The 18360-nt window shown below is 66.5% G+C and carries 16 protein-coding genes; 13 read left to right on the forward strand and 3 right to left on the reverse strand.

Annotated elements, in window-relative coordinates; translation table 11 throughout:
* Nucleotides 1-208: 208 nt before the first annotated feature.
* Complete coding sequence (locus tag FEZ61_RS09530) at nucleotides 209-3226, reverse strand: cellulose biosynthesis protein BcsC (protein ID WP_173148403.1); 3018 nt, start codon at nucleotides 3224-3226, stop codon at nucleotides 209-211.
* Nucleotides 3227-3477: 251 nt separating this feature from the next.
* On the opposite strand from FEZ61_RS09530, the gene FEZ61_RS09535 reads away from it, so the two are divergent.
* The 12 genes from FEZ61_RS09535 to lipA all read left to right on the forward strand — a co-directional run bounded on the left by FEZ61_RS09535 (nucleotide 3478) and on the right by lipA (nucleotide 14626).
* Entirely contained in the window at nucleotides 3478-4737 is a 1260-nt protein-coding gene (locus FEZ61_RS09535; protein WP_026084015.1) for a glutamate-5-semialdehyde dehydrogenase, read from the forward strand.
* Complete coding sequence (gene nadD / locus FEZ61_RS09540; RefSeq protein ID WP_017642517.1) at nucleotides 4737-5399, forward strand: nicotinate-nucleotide adenylyltransferase; 663 nt, start codon at nucleotides 4737-4739, stop codon at nucleotides 5397-5399. Before FEZ61_RS09535 ends, nadD begins: the two co-directional genes overlap by 1 nt.
* A 10-nt stretch (nucleotides 5400-5409) precedes the next feature.
* On the forward strand, nucleotides 5410-5760 hold the full coding sequence (gene rsfS / locus FEZ61_RS09545) for a ribosome silencing factor (RefSeq protein ID WP_017642516.1): 351 nt from the start codon (nucleotides 5410-5412) through the stop codon (nucleotides 5758-5760).
* 5 nt (nucleotides 5761-5765) lie between these two features.
* A complete protein-coding gene (rlmH, locus tag FEZ61_RS09550; protein ID WP_007159668.1) occupies nucleotides 5766-6233 on the forward strand; it encodes a 23S rRNA (pseudouridine(1915)-N(3))-methyltransferase RlmH in 468 nt (155 codons plus the stop codon).
* 12 nt (nucleotides 6234-6245) lie between these two features.
* Nucleotides 6246-8153: a penicillin-binding protein 2 gene (gene mrdA / locus FEZ61_RS09555; RefSeq protein WP_173148405.1), complete on the forward strand. Its 1908-nt coding sequence runs from the start codon at nucleotides 6246-6248 to the stop codon at nucleotides 8151-8153.
* 44 nt (nucleotides 8154-8197) lie between these two features.
* Nucleotides 8198-9301, forward strand: coding sequence for a rod shape-determining protein RodA (gene rodA / locus FEZ61_RS09560; protein WP_085984320.1), 1104 nt, complete (start codon nucleotides 8198-8200; stop codon nucleotides 9299-9301).
* 78 nt (nucleotides 9302-9379) lie between these two features.
* A complete protein-coding gene (gene mltB / locus FEZ61_RS09565; protein ID WP_242455131.1) occupies nucleotides 9380-10345 on the forward strand; it encodes a lytic murein transglycosylase B in 966 nt (321 codons plus the stop codon).
* The gene (locus tag FEZ61_RS09570; RefSeq protein WP_037007194.1) at nucleotides 10345-11334 is read left to right on the forward strand and encodes a septal ring lytic transglycosylase RlpA family protein; all 990 of its coding nucleotides are present in this window, start codon (nucleotides 10345-10347) and stop codon (nucleotides 11332-11334) included. The genes mltB and FEZ61_RS09570 overlap by 1 nt, the downstream gene beginning before the upstream one ends.
* A 126-nt stretch (nucleotides 11335-11460) precedes the next feature.
* The gene (locus FEZ61_RS09575; RefSeq protein ID WP_026084012.1) at nucleotides 11461-12621 is read left to right on the forward strand and encodes a D-alanyl-D-alanine carboxypeptidase family protein; all 1161 of its coding nucleotides are present in this window, start codon (nucleotides 11461-11463) and stop codon (nucleotides 12619-12621) included.
* 73 nt (nucleotides 12622-12694) lie between these two features.
* A complete protein-coding gene (locus FEZ61_RS09580; RefSeq protein WP_017642511.1) occupies nucleotides 12695-12970 on the forward strand; it encodes a DUF493 domain-containing protein in 276 nt (91 codons plus the stop codon).
* Complete coding sequence (gene lipB, locus FEZ61_RS09585) at nucleotides 12970-13626, forward strand: lipoyl(octanoyl) transferase LipB (RefSeq protein WP_173148409.1); 657 nt, start codon at nucleotides 12970-12972, stop codon at nucleotides 13624-13626. The genes FEZ61_RS09580 and lipB overlap by 1 nt, the downstream gene beginning before the upstream one ends.
* Nucleotide 13627: 1 nt before the next feature.
* Nucleotides 13628-14626 carry a lipoyl synthase gene (lipA, locus tag FEZ61_RS09590; RefSeq protein ID WP_017642509.1) on the forward strand — a complete coding sequence of 333 codons (999 nt, stop codon included), beginning with the start codon at nucleotides 13628-13630 and terminating at the stop codon, nucleotides 14624-14626.
* Nucleotides 14627-14748: 122 nt separating this feature from the next.
* Here the strand turns inward: lipA and pgm are convergent, their stop codons facing one another.
* Nucleotides 14749-16413 (reverse strand): phosphoglucomutase (alpha-D-glucose-1,6-bisphosphate-dependent), encoded by a 1665-nt coding sequence (gene pgm / locus FEZ61_RS09595; protein ID WP_173148411.1) that lies wholly within the window; start codon nucleotides 16411-16413, stop codon nucleotides 14749-14751.
* A gap of 162 nt (nucleotides 16414-16575) precedes the next feature.
* Nucleotides 16576-17325 carry a sulfite exporter TauE/SafE family protein gene (locus tag FEZ61_RS09600; RefSeq protein WP_017642507.1) on the reverse strand — a complete coding sequence of 250 codons (750 nt, stop codon included), beginning with the start codon at nucleotides 17323-17325 and terminating at the stop codon, nucleotides 16576-16578.
* 103 nt (nucleotides 17326-17428) lie between these two features.
* Between FEZ61_RS09600 and FEZ61_RS09605 the strand changes: the two genes are divergently transcribed.
* On the forward strand, nucleotides 17429-18328 hold the full coding sequence (locus FEZ61_RS09605; RefSeq protein ID WP_173148413.1) for a LysR family transcriptional regulator: 900 nt from the start codon (nucleotides 17429-17431) through the stop codon (nucleotides 18326-18328).
* Nucleotides 18329-18360: the final 32 nt, after the last annotated feature.

Consider the following 18360-nt stretch of genomic DNA (forward strand, 5'->3'; position numbering starts at 1 on the left):
AGTTGCGCTATTCGCCCCTGTCTTGCGGCAATGGTTGGATGACCTCGACGCCTCGTCAACGCCATGTCTGGTGCGGTTCGGACGAAAGGCGCGGCCTAGGGATGGGGCGGTCGAAGCGACGACGAATGTGGGGATGAGCGGTCGTTTCGGCGGCGAAGGAAGGATGCCGCAGGGCAAGAAAAAGGCCCGCGGGTGCGGGCCTTTGTGCTTATTCCTCGTTGCGCGAACGGTAGGGCTGCGGCCGCGAGAGTTGCGGTCGGCCTTCCTGCTCTTCGAAGAAGTAGCGCAGATAGAGGTTGCCGTTGACGTCGCGCTCGTCCTGGGCATTGTCCATGCCCAGACGACCACCCAGGGCGAACTGCCCGCTGAGGCGGTATTCGCCATTCGCGGAGAGGCTGTAGGCCACGCCGGTCTTGCTCTTACTGCCGTATTGGCCTTCGCCGGCGGCTTCCGCGGCCGCCTGCAGGGCGGCGTCGTCGGGATAGCGATCCGCGGCGTCCTGGCGAATGGTTTGCACGCCCAGCATGCCCTGCACCTGATAGGCCCAGAGATCGCCGCGCTGCGCCCACACCAGGGGCACGCCGATGGCGAAGTAGCGCTGTGGACTGAAGTAACCGCCATGACCGTAGGTCAGGTGGTTCTGATTGTTGTCGTAGCCGATCGCGGTGGCCGAAAGGCCCACGGTGAACAGGCTGTCCGGGCCATTGCGCAGATAGTAGTAGACGCCGGTGCCGATCTCGAAGCGGTCGTTGTTTTTGACGTCATGGCCGGTCAGGCGATGGGCCGCGCCGTAGATGTAGGAGCCGTAGCGCCCGTCGTCATATCTCAGCCGGGCCAGACCGCCATTGGCGGTGACGCCGCCCCACTCCTGGCCGGTACGCGGATCGCGGATGCCGCCGTAGGACGCCAGGGAATCGGTCACCGAACGCCGCGACACGCTCAGGGCATAGAGCAGGTTCTCGCTGAGGCTGCTCAGCGGGCGTTCCAGGGTCGCGCCGCCGACCACGGTGCTGTATCTCAGGCCCACCGGCGAGACGCCGATATCGCCCTTGAGGCCGCGCCCGGCGTCTTCCACGGCGATGGATGCCGCCACGCCGTTTTCCTTCTGGCTGCCCTCGCTGCTGCTGTCGTTGATCCGCGTCGGGGTGACGCGCACGGCCAGGCGCTGGTCGCCGGCGGGGAAGGAGATCTCCAGCGGCGCGCTGACGGTGGTCTGACGCGAACTGCCGCTGGGATCGTAGCTGCGTACGTTCAGACCCTGGGTGATGCGGATGCTGCGCTCGCGCTGCAACTGGCCGAGGATCTGCTCGGTGGCCAGGCTGCTCGACAGGCTGCTGGTGGGTACCACGGACAGGTCGTTGAAGGGGTTGTTGGCAGCCTTCTGCGCCTGCAGCGGATCGCTCCAGGCGTAGTCGGCGCTGCCGGCGTTGCCACCCGCGGCGGCCGGAACGGCGGCCAGGGCGTCATCGCTGCGGGTCTGCCCGGGCAGGGTGGCGAAGGGATTGTCGCTGGCACCGGCGGCGCGGGCCGCGGATTCGCGATCCTTGCGCTCCACCTGCACCACCTGCTCCAGCAGGCCGGTCGCGGTACCGGCCATGCCGATGTCGCGATAGAGCAGGGCGGCGCGGCGCAGCACCTGGGGATCGCTCTGGCCGAGCTTGACCGCCTGATCCAGATACTGGCGGGCGGTGACGCTGTCCTGGGACTTGGCGGCGATCTCAGCGGCGCCCAGATAGAGTTCGGCGTCCTTGGGCTGGTCGCTGAGCACGTCGCGATAGAGCTGGCGGGCCTTCTGGGTGTCGCCACTGGCCAGGTACATGCGCGCCAGGGCGGCCTGGGCGGCCTTGTCGTCGGGACGGGCCTTGAGCGCCGGGGCCAGGGTGTCGTAGGCGGCGGCCAGCTTGCCCTGATCGGTGAGGCGATCGGCCTGGCGGATGCGATAGCGGGCGAGGAGGTCGTCGTACTGTTGCTTCTCGCCACTGTCGAGTACCACGCCCTGCAGGTCGCGCAGGACGTTGCCCACGGTCTGGTCCTGGTTCAGCTGTAGCTGGATGCTGGCGTAGTGCAGCTGCATGGCGGGCGCCGGGCGGGTATCGCCGGAGATCATCGGCTTGAGCAGGGCCAGACCGTGTTCGGGATCGCCAGCGGTGGCGAAGGCCTCGGCCAGATCGCCGATCAGATCCGGATTGCGCCCGGCGCGGGCTTCCAGGCGCTGCATCAGGCTGCGCGCTTCCTCGCGGCGACCCTGCTTGGCCAGGGCCACGGTCTCGGCCAGTTGTTCGTTGAAGGTGATGCGCGCGGCCAGGGCGTTCATATCCGGCGAACGCTGCGCCTGGGGAATGCGCATCAGGGTCTGCATGGCGCGCGGGTATTCACCCAGCTCGTTGGACAGCAGGGCGCTGGCATAGAGCACCTCGGGGCGCTGGGCGCCATCCTTGACCAGACTGTCCACCAGATCGCGGGCGGCGCGCGGTCGGCCCTGACGGACCTCCAGGCGGGCCTGGGCCAGGCGCAGCCAGGGATCTTCCGGGGCTTCCTTGCGGGCCTGTTCCAGCAGGCGCGAGGCGCCCTGCAGATCGCCCCGCGCCTCGGCGGCTTCGGCCTCCTGCATGGCCTGGCCGGCGCGCAGGCGATCCAGGCCCTTGACCTGATTCTTGGCGCTGGGCTGCAGATTCTTGGTGAGTTGCAGGGCTTCTTCTGTGCGGCCCAGCTCGTTGAGCGCGGCGATGCGCCCATAGTAGGCGTCGACGTTGGCCGGCTCGCGCATCAGCACCTGGCGGTAGGTGGCCTCGGCCAGTTCCCATTGGCGCTTCTGGCTCTGGATGCCGGCGAGGAACAGCTGCGCCTCGACCGCTTCGGGCTTCAGCCGGATGGCTTCGACGCTGAGATCCCGCGCCTGGTCCAGCTCGCGCTTGTTCTCGGCCGCATGGGCGCGTTCCAGCAGGTGGTGGTAGCGCGCCTCGTCCAGCGCCGGCTGCCAGGTCTTACCGCCTTTCTGTACGGCCTGGGTCAGCAACTGCTCGGCATCGGTCCAGCGCTGCTGCGCCAGGCGGGCACTGCCCAGCTTGCCCAGGGCATCCGGATCCTGGGGCGTCTTCTTCAGCTGGGCTTCCAGGGCCTGGATGGCGGCCGCGGTCGGCGCGGCGTCGGCAGCGGCGGCCCAGGTCGCGTCGGCATGGATCAGCAGGGCGAGCAGACCAAGGGACAAGGTGAGGTGCTTGGGCATGGTTCTTTCCGTGAAGGCTGGTAGGCGTCGCTGCAGCACCTGGCGCAGAGCTGGAACGATTTCGGCTATTAGGGAATAGCTGAACGCAAGCTGAACGGCAAATACAGCCGCGGATGATTCCCGACAGGCCGTGGCGAGTCAACCAAATCGCGCAGGCGAATGCCATGGCCAAGCCCCTCGGCGCTGGCCGCGCAGGGCCCGGCGACGCTATACTCTGCGGCTTTCCCACCGTCTTTCGCAGGCCGCCGACCATGACCGAGTCCGTCTCCGCCTACATGACCCGTCTTGGCCAGGCTGCCCGTGCCGCGTCGCGGGTCCTTGCTCGTACGTCCACTGGCCAGAAGAACCTGGCGCTGAGCGCCATTGCGGATGCCTTGGGCGAAGATCGCGAGGCGTTGGTCGCAGCCAATGCCGAGGATGTCGTCGCGGCCACAGCGGCGGGACTCGAGCCGGCCTTGCTGGACCGGCTGACGCTGACGCCGGCACGGATCGACGCGATGATCAACGGTCTCAAACAGGTTGCCGCCTTGCCCGATCCCGTGGGCGCCGTTCGCGACCTGAGCGCTCGGCCTTCCGGTATCCAGATCGGCAAGATGCGCGTGCCGCTGGGGGTCATCGGCATCATCTATGAATCTCGTCCCAACGTGACGATCGATGCGGCCAGTCTCTGCCTGAAGTCGGGCAACGCGACCATCCTGCGCGGCGGCTCGGAAGCCATTCGCTCCAATCGCGCCATCGCGGCCTGCATTCAGAAGGGCCTGGCGAAGGTCGGATTGCCCGCTGCAGCGGTCCAGGTGGTGGAGACCACCGACCGGGCTGCCGTCGGCGCCCTGATCACCATGCCGGAGTTTGTCGACGTCATCGTGCCGCGGGGTGGCAAGAATCTGATCGAGCGCATCAGCAACGATGCCCGCGTCCCGGTAATCAAGCATCTGGACGGCATCTGCCACGTCTATGTCGACGAGGCTGCCGACCTTGCCAAGGCCGAGTCCATCGCCTTCAACGCCAAGTGCTACCGCTATGGCATCTGCGGTGCCATGGAAACGCTGCTGGTCGATGCCAAGGTCGCTGAAACCTTCCTGCCGGCCATGGCGCGCCGCTTCGAAGAGAAGGGCGTGGAACTGCGGGGCTGCGAGCGTACGCGTGACCTGATCCAGGCCCTGCCCGCCACCGAGGCCGACTGGTCCACCGAATACCTGGCACCCATTCTGTCGATCCGCATCGTCGAGGGTCTGGACCAGGCAATCGAGCATATCAACCACTACGGCTCCCATCACACCGATGCGATCGTGACGGAAAATCTCGGCCGTTCGCGGCGCTTCCTCGCCGAAGTCGATTCCAGTTCGGTCATGGTCAATGCGCCGACCTGCTTCGCCGACGGCTTCGAATACGGCCTGGGCGCCGAGATCGGCATTTCCACTGACAAGCTGCACGCCCGCGGGCCGGTGGGCCTGGAAGGACTGACCAGCGAGAAATACGTGGTCTTCGGCGACGGTCACGTCCGCAGCTGATGAGCAGCCTGCCCACCCGCATCGGCTTGTTCGGCGGTACCTTCGATCCCGTGCACATCGGCCACCTGCGCGCGGCGCTGGAGGTGGCCGAAGCCCTGGCACTGGACGAGCTACGGCTGATTCCCAGCGCCCGGCCGCCCCATCGCGAAGCGCCCAGCGTCTCCGCCGAGGATCGCCTGGCGATGGTGCGCCTGGCGGTGGCCGACGTCGCGACCCTGGTGGTCGATGACCGGGAACTGCGCCGGACGCGTCACTCCTATACCATAGAGACCCTGGAAAGCCTGCGCGCCGAACTCGGCGATGAGGTGCAGCTGTTGCTCATGCTGGGCTGGGACGCCTTCTGCGGCCTGCCAGGCTGGCACCGCTGGCGCGAATTGCTGGAGCTGTGCCACATCCTGGTCCTGCAACGACCCGATGCCGACAGCGAGCCCTGCCAGGAATTGCGTGATTTCCTGGCGGCGCGCAGTCAGCCCGATCCCCAGGCCCTGAAGGGGCCGGGCGGGCAGATCACCTTTATCTGGCAGAACCCGCTCGCGGTGTCCGCCACCCAGATCCGCGGCCTCTTGGCTACCGGGAAGTCCATCCGCTTCCTGGTGCCCGATGCCGTGCTTGACTACATCCGGACGCACGGCCTCTATCCGGCGTCCTCCGAACCGAGGTAAGAGCTACACCATGCAAAGCGAACAACTCGTCCAGGTGGCCATCGCCGCCCTGGAAGACATGAAGGCCCAGGACATCATCTCCCTGGACGTGCGGGAAAAGACCAGCGTGACCGACATCATGGTCATCGCCAGCGGCACCTCTAGCCGCCACGTCAAGTCGCTGGCCGACAACGTGCTGGAAAAGGTCAAGCAGCAGGGCGTGCGTCCGCTGGGCAGCGAAGGCCTGGAAGGCGGCGAATGGGCGCTGCTGGACCTGGGCGACGTGGTCGTCCACGTGATGCTGCCGACCACCCGCGAGTTCTATGACCTCGAGCGCCTCTGGCGCGGTGCCGAGCAGAGCCGCGCCGCCCAAGGCGAATAAGTCCGGTGCGCCTGCGTCTCATCGCCGTCGGCTCGCGCATGCCGCGCTGGGTCGAGGAGGGCTGGCACGAGTACGTCAAGCGTCTACCGCCGGAACTGCCGCTGGAACTCGTCGAGATCCCACTGCAGACCCGCGGCAAGAACGCCGACGTCGCCCGGCTGATCCGCCAGGAGGGTGAGGCCATGCTGGCCAAGGTGCAGCCGGGCGAGCGCGTGGTGACCTTGGAGGTCACCGGCAAGCCCTGGAGCACCGAGCAATTGGCTGAAACACTCCAGCAGTGGCGCCTGGAGGCCCGGACCGTCAACCTCATGGTCGGCGGCCCCGAGGGCCTCGCGCCCGAGGTGCAGGCCCGCAGTGAACAGCGCTGGTCGCTCTCGCCGCTGACTCTGCCGCATCCGCTGGTGCGCATCCTCGTCGGTGAGCAGCTCTATCGCGCCTGGACCGTATTGGCCGGCCATCCGTATCACAAGTAGTCCGTACCTGCGATGTCGCAACCCATACGCCTCAAGGACCACGAGAAAGACGCCCAGCTCGTCCGCGCCCGCGTGACGATCGGGGCGGTGATCTTTCTCGTGCTCGCCTGCGTACTGGTGGCGCGCATGTACTACCTGCAGGTCATCCAGCACGACTACCATTCGACCCTGTCGGAAAACAACCGGGTCCATGTCCAGCCGATCCCGCCCACCCGGGGCCTGATCTACGACCGCAACGGCATCATCGTCGCCGACAACCGTCCCAGCTTCAGCCTGACCATCACCCGCGAGCGGGCCGACAACTGGCGACAGACTCTCGATACGCTGGTGCAGGTCCTGGGCCTGACCGAGGAAGACCGCGAGCTGTTCGAGAAGCGCATGAAACAGGGCCGGCGTCCCTTCGAACCCGTGCCGGTGCTGTTCGAGCTGACCGAGGAGCAGATCGCCAAGATCGCCGTCAACCAGTTCCGCCTGCCTGGGGTCGAGGTGACGGCGCAACTGGTGCGCCACTATCCCATGGGCGAGCACTTCGCCCATTCGGTGGGCTATGTCGGGCGGATCAACGAGCAGGAGCTCAAGCGCCTGGATCCGGTCAACTACAGCGGCACCCACCACATCGGCAAGACCGGCGTGGAGCGCTTCTACGAGCCCGAGCTGCACGGCGAAGTGGGCTACGAAGAGGTGGAGACCAACGCCCGCGGCCGGGTGCTGCGGGTGCTCAATCGCACCGACCCCAAGCCGGGCAAGGACATCGTCCTGACCATAGATTCGCGCCTGCAGGCCGCCGCCGAAGCCGCCCTGGGTGGGCGCCGTGGCGCCATCGTCGCCATCCAGCCCAGGACTGGCGAGGTATTGGCCATGGTCAGCCAACCGAGCTACGACCCCAATCCCTTCGTCACCGGGATCAGCTTCAAGGAATATTCCGAGCTGCGCGACTCCATCGATCGCCCGCTCTACAACCGGGTGCTGCGCGGGCTCTATCCGCCGGGCTCGACTATCAAGCCGGCGGTGGCCATCGCCGGTCTCGACAGCGGCGCCACCACGCCCCAGGCGCGGGTCTTCGATCCGGGCTACTACGAGTTGCCCAACTACGATCACAAGTACCGTAACTGGAACCACGGCGGCGACGGCTACGTGGATCTGGACATGGCGCTGATGCGATCCAATGACACCTATTTCTACGATCTTGCGCACAAGATCGGCATCGATCGGCTTTCCGAGTACATGGGCAAGTTCGGCCTCGGGCAAAAGGTCGCCCTGGACATGTTCGAAGAGGCACCGGGCCTGATGCCCTCGCGCCAGTGGAAGCGTGCCACCCGCCGTCAGGCCTGGTTCCCCGGCGAAACGCTGATCCTCGGTATCGGTCAGGGCTACATGCAGACCACGCCGCTGCAGCTGGCCCAGGTCACCACTTTGATCGCCAACCATGGCAAGTGGATCCGCCCACACCTGGCCAAGAGCCTCGACGGCCAGCCGCCGGTGGACAGCAATCCCATGCCCGACATCGAGCTCAAGGATCCCAGCTATTGGGATCGCGCCATCCACGGCATGGAAATGGTGGTGCAGAATCCCCGCGGTACCGCGCACAAGATCAACGTCGGTGCCCAGTACCGCATCGCCGGCAAGAGCGGTACCGCCCAGGTGGTAGCCATTCGCCAGAACGAAAAGTACAACTCGGCGGCGCTCAAGGAGCGGCATCGCGACCACGCCCTGTTCGTCGCCTTCGCCCCGGCCGACAATCCGCAGATCGCCGTGGCGGTGATGGTCGAGAACGGCGAGTCGGGCAGCGGCGTGGCCGCCCCGGTGGTGCGTCAGGTGCTCGACGCCTGGCTGCTCGATGAGCAGGGCCATCTCAAGGCCGAGTACGCCAAGCCGACCACCGCCGGGGCCACCGCCGCCGCGACCAAGGTGCAGCCATGAGTCTCGCTCCCAACTTCGATCGCACCATTCCCGAAGGGGACGTGATGAAGCGGCGGGCTACCCTGCTGCAGCGCCTGCACATCGACGGCCCTCTGCTGATCCTGCTGCTGATGCTGGGCGCGACCGGCCTGTTCGTCCTCTATTCCGCCGGTGGGCGCAATCTCGACCTGCTGTTCAAGCAGGCCAGCTCCTTTGGTCTCGGCCTGGTGGCCATGGCCGTCGTCGCCCAGCTCGAACCGCGCTTCATGGCGCGCTGGGTACCCCTGGGCTATGTGGTCGGCGTGGCCTTGCTGGTGGTGGTGGACGTCATGGGCCACAACGCCATGGGCGCGACCCGCTGGATCAACATTCCCGGGGTCATCCGCTTCCAGCCGTCGGAATTCATGAAGCTCTTGATGCCCATGATGATGGCCTGGTACCTGTCCAAGCGCAGTCTGCCGCCGAACTTCAAGCACAGCCTGATCAGCCTTTCGCTGGTGGTGGTGCCCTTCGTGCTGATCCTCGATCAGCCCGACCTCGGTACCGCCATGCTGGTGCTGGCCTCGGGTGGCTTCGTGCTGTTCGTCGGCGGCCTGCAGTGGCGCTGGCTGATCGGCGCGGTGAGCGCTGCGGTGCCCTTGGCGGTGGCCATGTGGTTCTTCGTGCTGCACGACTACCAGAAACGCCGCGTGCTGACCTTTCTCGATCCGGAAATGGATCCGCTGGGCGCCGGCTGGAACATCATCCAGTCCAAGGCCGCCATCGGCTCGGGCGGGGTGTTCGGCAAGGGCTGGCTGCTGGGTACCCAGTCTCATCTGGATTTTTTGCCGGAAAGTCACACGGACTTTATCATTGCCGTCCTCGGCGAAGAGTTCGGCATGGTCGGTGTCTGCCTGCTGCTGGTGCTCTATCTGCTGCTCATCGGTCGCGGCCTGACCATCACCGTGCAGGCCCAGACGTTGTTCGGCAAATTGCTCGCCGGCGGCGTGACCATGACCTTCTTCGTCTATGTCTTCGTCAACATCGGCATGGTCAGCGGCCTCCTGCCCGTGGTGGGTGTCCCGCTGCCATTCATCAGTTATGGCGGCACCTCGGTGGTCACCTTGCTCACCGGGTTCGGAGTTTTGATGTCGATCCACACGCACCGCAAGTGGATCGCCCAGGTTTAACACGCAACAAAGAAGGGTTAGATGCCGACAATGGGATGGATGCGTCGCTGCTTGCAGAGCCTCGGGCTCGCCACGGCGATGGGCGTGACGACCGGTGTCGTCGCGGGTGACTACGACACGGCACCGCTGACGTGCGACTTCATCGCCGAGATGAGTCAGAGCTATGGCTTCGCCCCGGAACAGTTGCAGGCGCTGTTCGGCGAAGTCGAGCGCAAGCAGGCCATCCTCGACGCCATCTCGCGACCGGCCGAGCGGGTCAAGCCCTGGAGCGAATACCGCCCCATCTTCATCACCGATCGGCGCATCGCCCAGGGTGTCGACTTCTGGAAGACCCACGAAGAGGCGCTGGCCCGCGCCGAGCGCGAATACGACGTGCCGGCCCAGTTCATCGTCGCCATCATCGGCGTGGAAACCTTCTACGGTCGCAATACCGGCAACTACCGGGTGCTGGATGCGCTCTCGACCCTGGCCTTCGACTATCCGCCGCGCGCGCCCTTCTTCCGCAGCCAGCTGCGTGAATTCCTGCTGCTCGCCCGCGAGCAGCAGGTCGATCCGCTCAGCCTGACCGGTTCCTATGCCGGGGCCATGGGCCTGCCGCAATTCATGCCGGGCAGCTTCCGCGCCTATGCGGTGGACTTCGATGGCGACGGCCACATCAACATCTGGTCCGATCCCACCGACGCCATCGGCAGCGTGGCCAACTACTTCAAGCGCCACGGCTGGTCCGGCCGCGGGCCGACCGCCATTCGCGCCCAGGTCAGCGGCGAGCGGGTGGAGGAGGGCGTGGTGGCCGGGATCGAGCCGGTCAAGAGCGTCGCCGAGCTGCGTGCCCTGGGCTGGAACGCTCAAGACCCTGCCCTGCGTGACGATTTGCGTGTAACCTCGTTCCGCCTCGACGGAGACAAGGGACCGGAGTACTGGATGGGCCTGCCCAATTTCTACGCCATTACCCGATACAACCGCAGCGTCATGTACGCCATGGCGGTGACCGATCTGGCGAACGCCATCGCCGAGCGCCATGCCGCCGAGGGTGCCAAGCCGTGATGCGTCTGACTGCCCTGGCGCGCCTGGCCGGCTGCCTGGGTCTCGGCCTGTTGCTGGTGAGTTGTTCCAGCCAGGCGCCCAAGCCGACCAGCAAGGGTGTGGCCGGGCCGGGTGGCTACCTGCGTCCGCACCGTGACGGTGCGCCCTGGTGGGACGTGGACGTCAGCCGCATTCCCGACGCCGTGCCCATGCCCTACAACGGGCCGCTGAAGAACAATCCCTACACCGTTCTGGGCAAGACCTATTTCCCGCTGACCGACTCGCGCAACTACCGCGTGACCGGCACCGCGTCCTGGTACGGCACCAAGTTCCATGGTCAGGCCACCGCCAACGGCGAGACCTACGACCTCTATGGCATGACCGCGGCGCACAAGACCCTGCCGCTGCCCAGCTACGTGCGGGTCACCAACCTGGACAACGGCCGCAGCGTGATCCTGCGCGTCAACGACCGCGGGCCCTTCTATTCCGACCGGGTCATCGACCTGTCCTTTGCCGCGGCCAAGAAGCTCGGCTACGCCGAGATCGGCACCGCCCGGGTCAGTGTCGAAGGCATAGATCCGCAGCAGTACTGGGCCCAACGCGGCCAGGCGGTGCCCATGGTGCTGGCCCAGCCGCGCCAGGCGCCGGTGGCCCAGAAGACCACCGAGACCCAGACCTTCGGCGCCATCGAGACCTATACGCCACCGGTCAACCAGCACGCCGAGCCGGTGACGCCCGCGGCCGTCGACGCAAAAAAAAACGTTTCTGTCCCAGCCGCTGGGCTCTATCTGCAGGTGGCGGCCTTCGCCAATCCGGACGCTGCGGAATTGCTCAAGGACAAGCTCAGCGACCTGACCGGTGCCCCGGTGTTCATCAGTTCGACGGTGCGCAACCAGCAGACCTTGCATCGGGTCCGCCTCGGACCGGTCCAGCCGGCTGAGGTCTCCCAGCTCCAGAACAGCGTACGCGTGGCCCGCCTGGGTCAGGCGTCTCTCGTGCAACCGGATTGAAGCAGGGATGCTTCATGACGCCCAGTCGCCGGCCCCAGCCGTCGTGATCCGCCTCGCGCGGATCGCCGTGGACCGTGCGGTCTGGGTCCGCTGCTCCTGCCATACCCCAACCTTTCAGAGATTCGGATGACAATCGCAAAACTCGCTCGACGCCTGCTCCTCCTAGTAACGATCGCCTGTGTCCCGGCCGTCTGGGCGGCCGAGACAATGGTTCCGGCGGCGCCCCAGCTGGCCGCCAAGGCCTGGATTCTCATGGATGCCAACAGCGGCGCCGTGCTCACCGAATCCAACTCCGACCAGCGCCTGCCGCCGGCCAGCCTGACCAAGCTGATGACCGCCTACATCGCCACCCTGGAAATCAACCGGGGTCGCATCAAGGAATCGGACATGGTCACCGTCAGCGAGCACGCCTGGCGTACCGGCGGTTCGCGGATGTTCATCAAGGTCGGCACCCAGGTGTCGGTCGGTGACCTGCTGCACGGCATCATCATCCAGTCCGGCAACGACGCCAGCGTCGCCCTGGCCGAGCACATCGCCGGCAGCGAAGACGCCTTCGCCGACATGATGAACACCACCGCGCAGAAGCTGGGCATGCAGAACACCCACTTCATGGACGCCACCGGCCTGCCGGATCCGAACCACTATTCCTCGGCCCATGACATGGCCATCCTGGCGCGCGCCATCATCAACGCCGATGCCCAGCACTACGCCATCTACTCCCAGAAGGAATTCTTCTGGAACAACATCAAGCAGCCCAACCGCAACCTGCTGCTGTGGCGCGACAAGACCGTCGACGGCCTGAAGACCGGCCACACCGATGAAGCCGGCTACTGCCTGGTGGCCTCGGCCGTTCGCGATGGCATGCGCCTGGTCGCCGTGGTGTTCGGCACCAACAGCGAACAGGCCCGTGCCGCCGAGACCCAGAAGCTGCTGACCTACGGCTTCCGCTTCTTCGAGACCCAGTCCTTCTACAAGAAGGGCACCGAACTGGCCAAGGCGCCGGTGTGGAAGGGCGACGCCCGTGAGGTCCAGGCCGGTCTGGCCAACGACCTGACCATGACCCTGCCGCGTGGCCAGGCCAAGAAGCTGCATGCCGAGATGGTGCTCAATCCGCAGCTGACCGCTCCCATCGCCCAGGGCCAGGTGATCGGCAAGGTCGAGGTGAAGCTGGATGACAAGGTGGTGCACACCGCCGACCTGGTCGCCTTGCAGCCGGTCGAGGAGGGTGGCCTCTTCCGTCGCCTGTGGGATAGCATTCGCCTGTTCTTCTACGGATTGTTCAACTGATCCGTTGTCCTGGAAAGGCCCGCGCTCGCGGGCCTTTCACCCCCTGCCGACCGCGATCGGCCTGGAAGTCCGCATGACCGAAGACGTACAACCCCCCAAGATCGAATTTCCCTGCCCGCGCTATCCCATCAAGGTGATCGGCGATGCCGGTGCCGATTTCGCCGAGCTGGTGCTCGACATCGTCCAGCGCCACGCGCCGGACCTGGATCGCGGCACCCTGGTGAGCCGTGACAGCCGCAACGGCCGCTTCCTCTCGGTGCAGGTGCTCATCACCGCCACCGGCGTGGACCAGCTGCAGGCCATCCACCAGGACCTGCGCGCCACCGGCCGCGTGCACATGGTGATCTGATGAACGCTCCCGCCCCGGCCAGCCTGGGCGTGCGCCGCTGGGGCCTGCGGCCCTACGCGGCGACCCTGGACGCCATGCGTCGCTTCACCGACGAGCGCGGCCCGGCCACCCCCGACGAACTCTGGCTGCTGCAGCACCCTGCGGTCTTCACCCAGGGGCAGGCCGGCAAGCCCGAGCACCTGCTCGCCGTGGGCGACATTCCGGTGGTGCAGGTCGATCGCGGCGGCCAGGTCACGTACCATGGACCCGGTCAGCTCATCGCCTATGTGCTGCTGGATGTTCGCCGCAAGGGCCTGGGCGTGCGAGAATTGGTCAGCGCCATGGAAGACAGCCTGATCGCGCTGCTCGCCGATTGGGGTGTGCAGGCCGCGGCCCGGGCCGATGCGCCGGGTGTCTATGTGGATGGCGCCAAGATCGCCTCCCTGGGGCTGCGCATCCGCAATGGGCGTTCCTTCCATGGACTGGCGCTCAACGTTGACATGGATCTGGCGCCCTTCCGCCGGATCAACCCCTGCGGTTATGCCGGCCTGGCCATGACCCAGCTCCGCGATCTGGTGACCGGGCCACTAGCTTTCGACGAGGTCCGCGAGTCTCTGGTGCGTCACCTGAGTCTGCGCCTGGGCTACCCCGAACCGATCACCCTGGAATCGGATTGACATGACCACTACAGTACAAGACAGCGTCCAGACCCTTACCCCGCCCGCCCGCCCCAACAAGGTGGAAGCCGGCGTCAAGCTGCGCGGTGCCGAAAAGGTCGCACGCATCCCGGTAAAGATCATTCCCACCGAGGAGCTGCCGCGCAAGCCGGACTGGATCCGCGTACGCATCCCGGTCACCCCCGAGGTCGAGCGCATCAAGCAGCTGCTGCGCAAGCACAAGCTGCACAGCGTCTGCGAAGAGGCCTCCTGCCCCAACCTGGGCGAGTGCTTCTCCGGCGGCACCGCCACCTTCATGATCATGGGTGACATCTGCACCCGGCGCTGCCCCTTCTGCGACGTCGGCCACGGCCGGCCGAAGCCGCTGGACGTGGACGAGCCGAAGAACCTGGCGGTGGCCATCGCTGACCTGGGCCTCAAGTACGTGGTGATCACCTCGGTGGACCGCGACGACCTGCGCGACGGCGGTGCCCAGCACTTCGTCGACTGCCTGCGCGAGATCCGCAAGCTGACCCCCGGCATTCAGCTGGAGACCCTGGTGCCCGACTACCGCGGCCGCATGGACGTTGCCCTGGCGATCACCGAGCAGGAGCCGCCGGATGTCTTCAACCACAACCTGGAGACCGTCCCGCGCCTGTACAAGGCCGCGCGTCCGGGTTCGGACTTCGAGTGGTCGCTGGACCTGCTGCAGAACTTCAAGAAGCGCGTGCCCCACGTGCCGACCAAGTCCGGCCTGATGCTGGGTCTGGGCGAGACCGACGAGGAAGTCATCGAGGTCATGCAGCGCATGCGCGAGCACGAGATCGACATGCTGACCCTCGGCCAGTACCTGCAGCCCTCGCGCAACCACCTGCCGGTGCAGCGCTTCGTCCACCCGGATACCTTCGCCTGGTATGCCGAGGAGGGCGCCAAGATGGGCTTCAAGAATGTCGCGTCCGGTCCGCTGGTGCGCTCGTCCTACCACGCCGACCAGCAGGCCCACGGCACCAAGATCAACTGATCCTGGCGTCGTCATGGAAAAGGGCAGCCCAGTGGCTGCCCTTTTCCATTGCGGAGATGAACACCTCACCGCTTCTAGCCCCCTCTCCCTTTGGGAGAGGGTCGGGGTGAGGGCGCGCGTTATCAGCCGCGCAGCACACCATCCACCAGTGCCTTGGCTTCTTCCTGGATACGGCCCAGGTGGGCTTCGCCCTCGAAGCTCTCGGCGTAGATCTTGTAGACGTCCTCGGTACCCGAAGGACGGGCGGCGAACCAGCCGTTCTCGGTGACTACCTTGAGGCCACCGATGGCGGCGCCGTTGCCGGGCGCCTCGGTAAGGATGGCGGTGATCGGCTGGCCGGCCAGCTCCTTGGCGGTGACCTGGGCAGCGGACAGCTTGCCAAGGCGAGCCTTCTGCTCCCGGTCGGCGGCGGCGTCGATGCGCTGGTAGACCGGCGCGCCGAAGCGCTCGGTCAGGGCCTGGTAGCGCTCGCCCGGGTCCTTGCCAGTCACGGCGGTGATTTCCGCCGCCAGCAGACCGAGGATGAGGCCGTCCTTGTCGGTGGACCAGGCGCCGCCAGCCTTGCGCAGGAAGGACGCACCGGCAGATTCCTCGCCACCGAAGCCCAGGCTGCCGTCCAGCAGGCCGTCGACGAACCACTTGAAGCCTACCGGCACTTCCACCACTTGGCGGCCGATGCCCTGGGCCACCCGGTCGATCATCGAGGAAGACACCAGGGTCTTGCCGATGCCGGCCTGCTGGCTCCACTGGGGTCTATGGGTGAACAGGTACTCGATGGCCACCGCCAGGTAATGGTTGGGGTTGAGCAGGCCCACCGAGCGGGCGACGATGCCGTGGCGGTCATGGTCGGTGTCGCAGGCGAAGGAGACGTCGAATCTGTCCTTGTTCTCGATCAGGCCGGCCATGGCATGGGGCGAGCTGCAGTCCATGCGGATCTTGCCGTCCCAGTCCAGGCGCATGAAGCGGAAGGTCTGATCGACACGGGTCGACAGCACTTCCAGCGGCAGGCCATAGCGCTCGGCGATGCGCGGCCAGTAGTGCACCCCGGCGCCGCCGAGGGGGTCGACGCCAAAGGTCAGGCCGGAGCCACGGATGGCGTCCAGGTCGATGACCTGGCCCAGCCCGCTGACATAGCGGTCGAGGAAGTCGAATCTCTGGGTAGTGGCAGCCTTGAGCGCCTGGCGGTAATCCATGCGCTGGACACCTTCCAGACCGTTCGCCAGCAGGGCATTGGCACGGTCCTGAATCCATTTGGTGACGTTGGTATCGGCCGGGCCGCCATTGGTGGGGTTGTACTTGAAACCGCCATCGGCCGGCGGGTTGTGCGACGGGGTGATGACGATGCCATCGGCCAGGCCCGAGCTGCGGCCGGCGTTGTATTCGAGGATGGCGTTGGATAGCGCCGGGGTGGGGGTGTAACCCGGTTCGCCGTTGGTCTCGGCGCAGCCGGCGTCGATACGGACGTCCACGCCGTTGGCGGCCAGGACTTCCAGGGCGGAGATAAAGGCCGGCTCGGACAGCGCATGGGTATCCATGCCCATGAACAGCGGACCGTCGACGCCCTGAGCCTTGCGGTATTCGCAAATGGCTTGGGTGATGGCGAGGATGTGCCACTCGTTGAAGCTGCCCTTGAGCGAGGAACCACGGTGCCCGGAGGTGCCGAAGGCCACCTGCTGACCCGGATCGCTGGGGTCGGGGCGATCGCTGTAGTAGCGTGCCACCAGGCGCGGCAGATGGGTCAGGGTGTTCTCGTCGGGGAGGCGTCCTGCATTGGGAGCGAGCGTCATGAAAGCGTCCTGTATACGTCGGAAAAGGGCAACGGTCGGGCACGGGGCCGGGTCTGAAGGCTAACCGCTGTGCGGCGACCGTTCAGCTACGCCCATAGACCGTGACGCCCGCCGAAGGTGCAGCCTACACCGGCTGGGCCAGGCTGCACTGTGATGACGGGCTCAGCCAAGATAGCCCAGGCGCAGCAGATAATGCAGGACGGCGTAGGCACCCAACAGCAGCAACCCCCCAAAGAACAGCCGGCGGAACAACTGCTCGTCGAGTCCCTGACGCACGCGCTGGCCCACCCACATGCCCAGGAGGGCCGGCAGCAGCAGCAGGCTGGAGGCGCCCAGGCGTTCTATGGCCAGCGCGTCCTGCCACCAGAGGCCGATCAGCAGCGCCAGGGAGGCCACGGTGAAGGTCAGGCCCAAGGCCTCGATCAGCCGTTCCTTGTCCAGAGCCAGGCTTTGCAGGTAGGGCACCGCCGGCAGCACGAAGACCCCGGTCATGCCGGTGATCAGACCGGTGACGAAGCCCACCAGGGGCGCGACCTTGCCCTCATGGCGGCCCGGTACGGGCGGCCGCCAGCCGGTCCAGCCGATCAGGCCATAGGCGACCAGCACCGCACCGAGCGCGGCGGCGAGTCCGGCGCTATCGCTCCCGGTCAGCAGCGGGATGCTGAGCAGGGTACCCGGCACCAGTGCCAGTTGCAGCGGCAACAGGCGTTTGACGCTCTGCCAGGGCGCGGGGCCGGCGCAGAATTGCCAGACATTGGTGAGCAGGGACGGGATCAACAGCAGGGCAGCGGCTTCGGCCGGGGTCATCAGCAGCGCCAGTAGACTCATGGCGACGGTGGGTAGGCCCAGGCCGAGCACACCCTTGGTCAGTCCCGCCAGCACGAAGATCAGGATACAGAGCAGCAGGGTCATGGTCGTCTCCTCGGGTGGAGGCGTTACCATGGGCTCCAGGACCCTGGGTGAGAAGCCGGGATTGGCGAAGGCTGCCTAAGGTCCATACAGAGGCTTTGAGGCGATGCGCTACGACCTGCTCGACCTGCGGCTGTTCCTCCATGTCGTGGAAGCGCGCAGCATCACCCTGGGCGCCGAGCGGAGCCACCTGGCGTTGCCCTCGGCCAGTACCCGCATCAAGGCCCTGGAAGACAGCCTGGGTACGCCGCTCCTGGTTCGTCATGCGCGTGGCGTGCGTCCCACACCGGCCGGCCTGACCCTGGAGCGCCATGCCCGGGCGATCCTGCTGCGGTTGGACGAGATGGCCCAGGATCTTGCCGGCGCGGTGGCCAACAGCCGCACGCGGGTGCGTTTGTTGGCGAATGGCGCCGCGCTGATGGAGCACCTCGATGAGCCCCTGGCGGTTTTCCTCCAGGCGCAGCCCAGGGTGGATGTGGAAGTCGAGGAATTGCCGAGTTCGCGCATCGTACCGGCGCTCCGCGAAGGCCGTGCCGACCTGGGCATCTTCGTCGCGGCGCCGGAGGTGGAAGGGCTGCACGTCCGGCCCTTCCGGGTGGACCCCCTGGTGCTGGTCGCAGCACCGGGACGCATACCGCTGGCCGCGGGTGAGGCGATCGAGTTCGCGCGGTTGCTCGAACAGCCCTTCGTCGGTCTGTCGCGTGGCAATGCCTTGCAGCTGCATGTGGAAGCCCAGGCGGCGCAGTGGGCGCGGGAGCTGGCGATCCGTATCCGGGTGCCGAGTCCGGCCCAGGCCTGTGCCCTGGTCGCCCGGGGCCTGGGCGTGGCCATCCTGCCCGCGGCGAGTCTGGTCCAGGCGGAAAAGCGATGGGTATTGGCCAGCCATCCGCTGAGCGATGCCTGGGCGCGTCGGGAGCTGGTGGTGGGCTGTCGGGATTTCGCCGAACTGTCGCCAGCGGCAACAGCCCTGCTGGCGGTGCTGGTGGGAGAGGCGCGCTACGCCTGACGCTCGACGACCCGCCCCTGGTTGAGGTACGG

Origin of the sequence: Pseudomonas sp. MS15a(2019) (genome assembly GCF_013277805.1) — a bacterium.
GTDB classification, from domain to species: Bacteria; Pseudomonadota; Gammaproteobacteria; order Pseudomonadales; family Pseudomonadaceae; genus Chryseomonas; species Chryseomonas benzopyrenica.

What these genes read in the sequence shown, in the direction of transcription:
- FEZ61_RS09530 (WP_173148403.1), bottom strand. Translation starts at nt 3,226, where the DNA reads ATGCCCAAGCACCTCACCTTGTCCCTTGGTCTGCTCGCCCTGCTGATC.
- rodA (WP_085984320.1), top strand. Translation starts at nt 8,198, where the DNA reads ATGAAGCGGCGGGCTACCCTGCTGCAGCGCCTGCACATCGACGGCCCT.
- lipB (WP_173148409.1), top strand. Translation starts at nt 12,970, where the DNA reads ATGAACGCTCCCGCCCCGGCCAGCCTGGGCGTGCGCCGCTGGGGCCTG.
- nadD (WP_017642517.1), top strand. Translation starts at nt 4,737, where the DNA reads ATGAGCAGCCTGCCCACCCGCATCGGCTTGTTCGGCGGTACCTTCGAT.
- FEZ61_RS09600 (WP_017642507.1), bottom strand. Translation starts at nt 17,325, where the DNA reads ATGACCCTGCTGCTCTGTATCCTGATCTTCGTGCTGGCGGGACTGACC.
- FEZ61_RS09575 (WP_026084012.1), top strand. Translation starts at nt 11,461, where the DNA reads ATGACAATCGCAAAACTCGCTCGACGCCTGCTCCTCCTAGTAACGATC.
- FEZ61_RS09570 (WP_037007194.1), top strand. Translation starts at nt 10,345, where the DNA reads ATGCGTCTGACTGCCCTGGCGCGCCTGGCCGGCTGCCTGGGTCTCGGC.
- lipA (WP_017642509.1), top strand. Translation starts at nt 13,628, where the DNA reads ATGACCACTACAGTACAAGACAGCGTCCAGACCCTTACCCCGCCCGCC.
- mltB (WP_242455131.1), top strand. Translation starts at nt 9,380, where the DNA reads ATGGGCGTGACGACCGGTGTCGTCGCGGGTGACTACGACACGGCACCG.
- FEZ61_RS09580 (WP_017642511.1), top strand. Translation starts at nt 12,695, where the DNA reads ATGACCGAAGACGTACAACCCCCCAAGATCGAATTTCCCTGCCCGCGC.
- FEZ61_RS09605 (WP_173148413.1), top strand. Translation starts at nt 17,429, where the DNA reads ATGCGCTACGACCTGCTCGACCTGCGGCTGTTCCTCCATGTCGTGGAA.
- pgm (WP_173148411.1), bottom strand. Translation starts at nt 16,413, where the DNA reads ATGACGCTCGCTCCCAATGCAGGACGCCTCCCCGACGAGAACACCCTG.
- FEZ61_RS09535 (WP_026084015.1), top strand. Translation starts at nt 3,478, where the DNA reads ATGACCGAGTCCGTCTCCGCCTACATGACCCGTCTTGGCCAGGCTGCC.
- rsfS (WP_017642516.1), top strand. Translation starts at nt 5,410, where the DNA reads ATGCAAAGCGAACAACTCGTCCAGGTGGCCATCGCCGCCCTGGAAGAC.
- mrdA (WP_173148405.1), top strand. Translation starts at nt 6,246, where the DNA reads ATGTCGCAACCCATACGCCTCAAGGACCACGAGAAAGACGCCCAGCTC.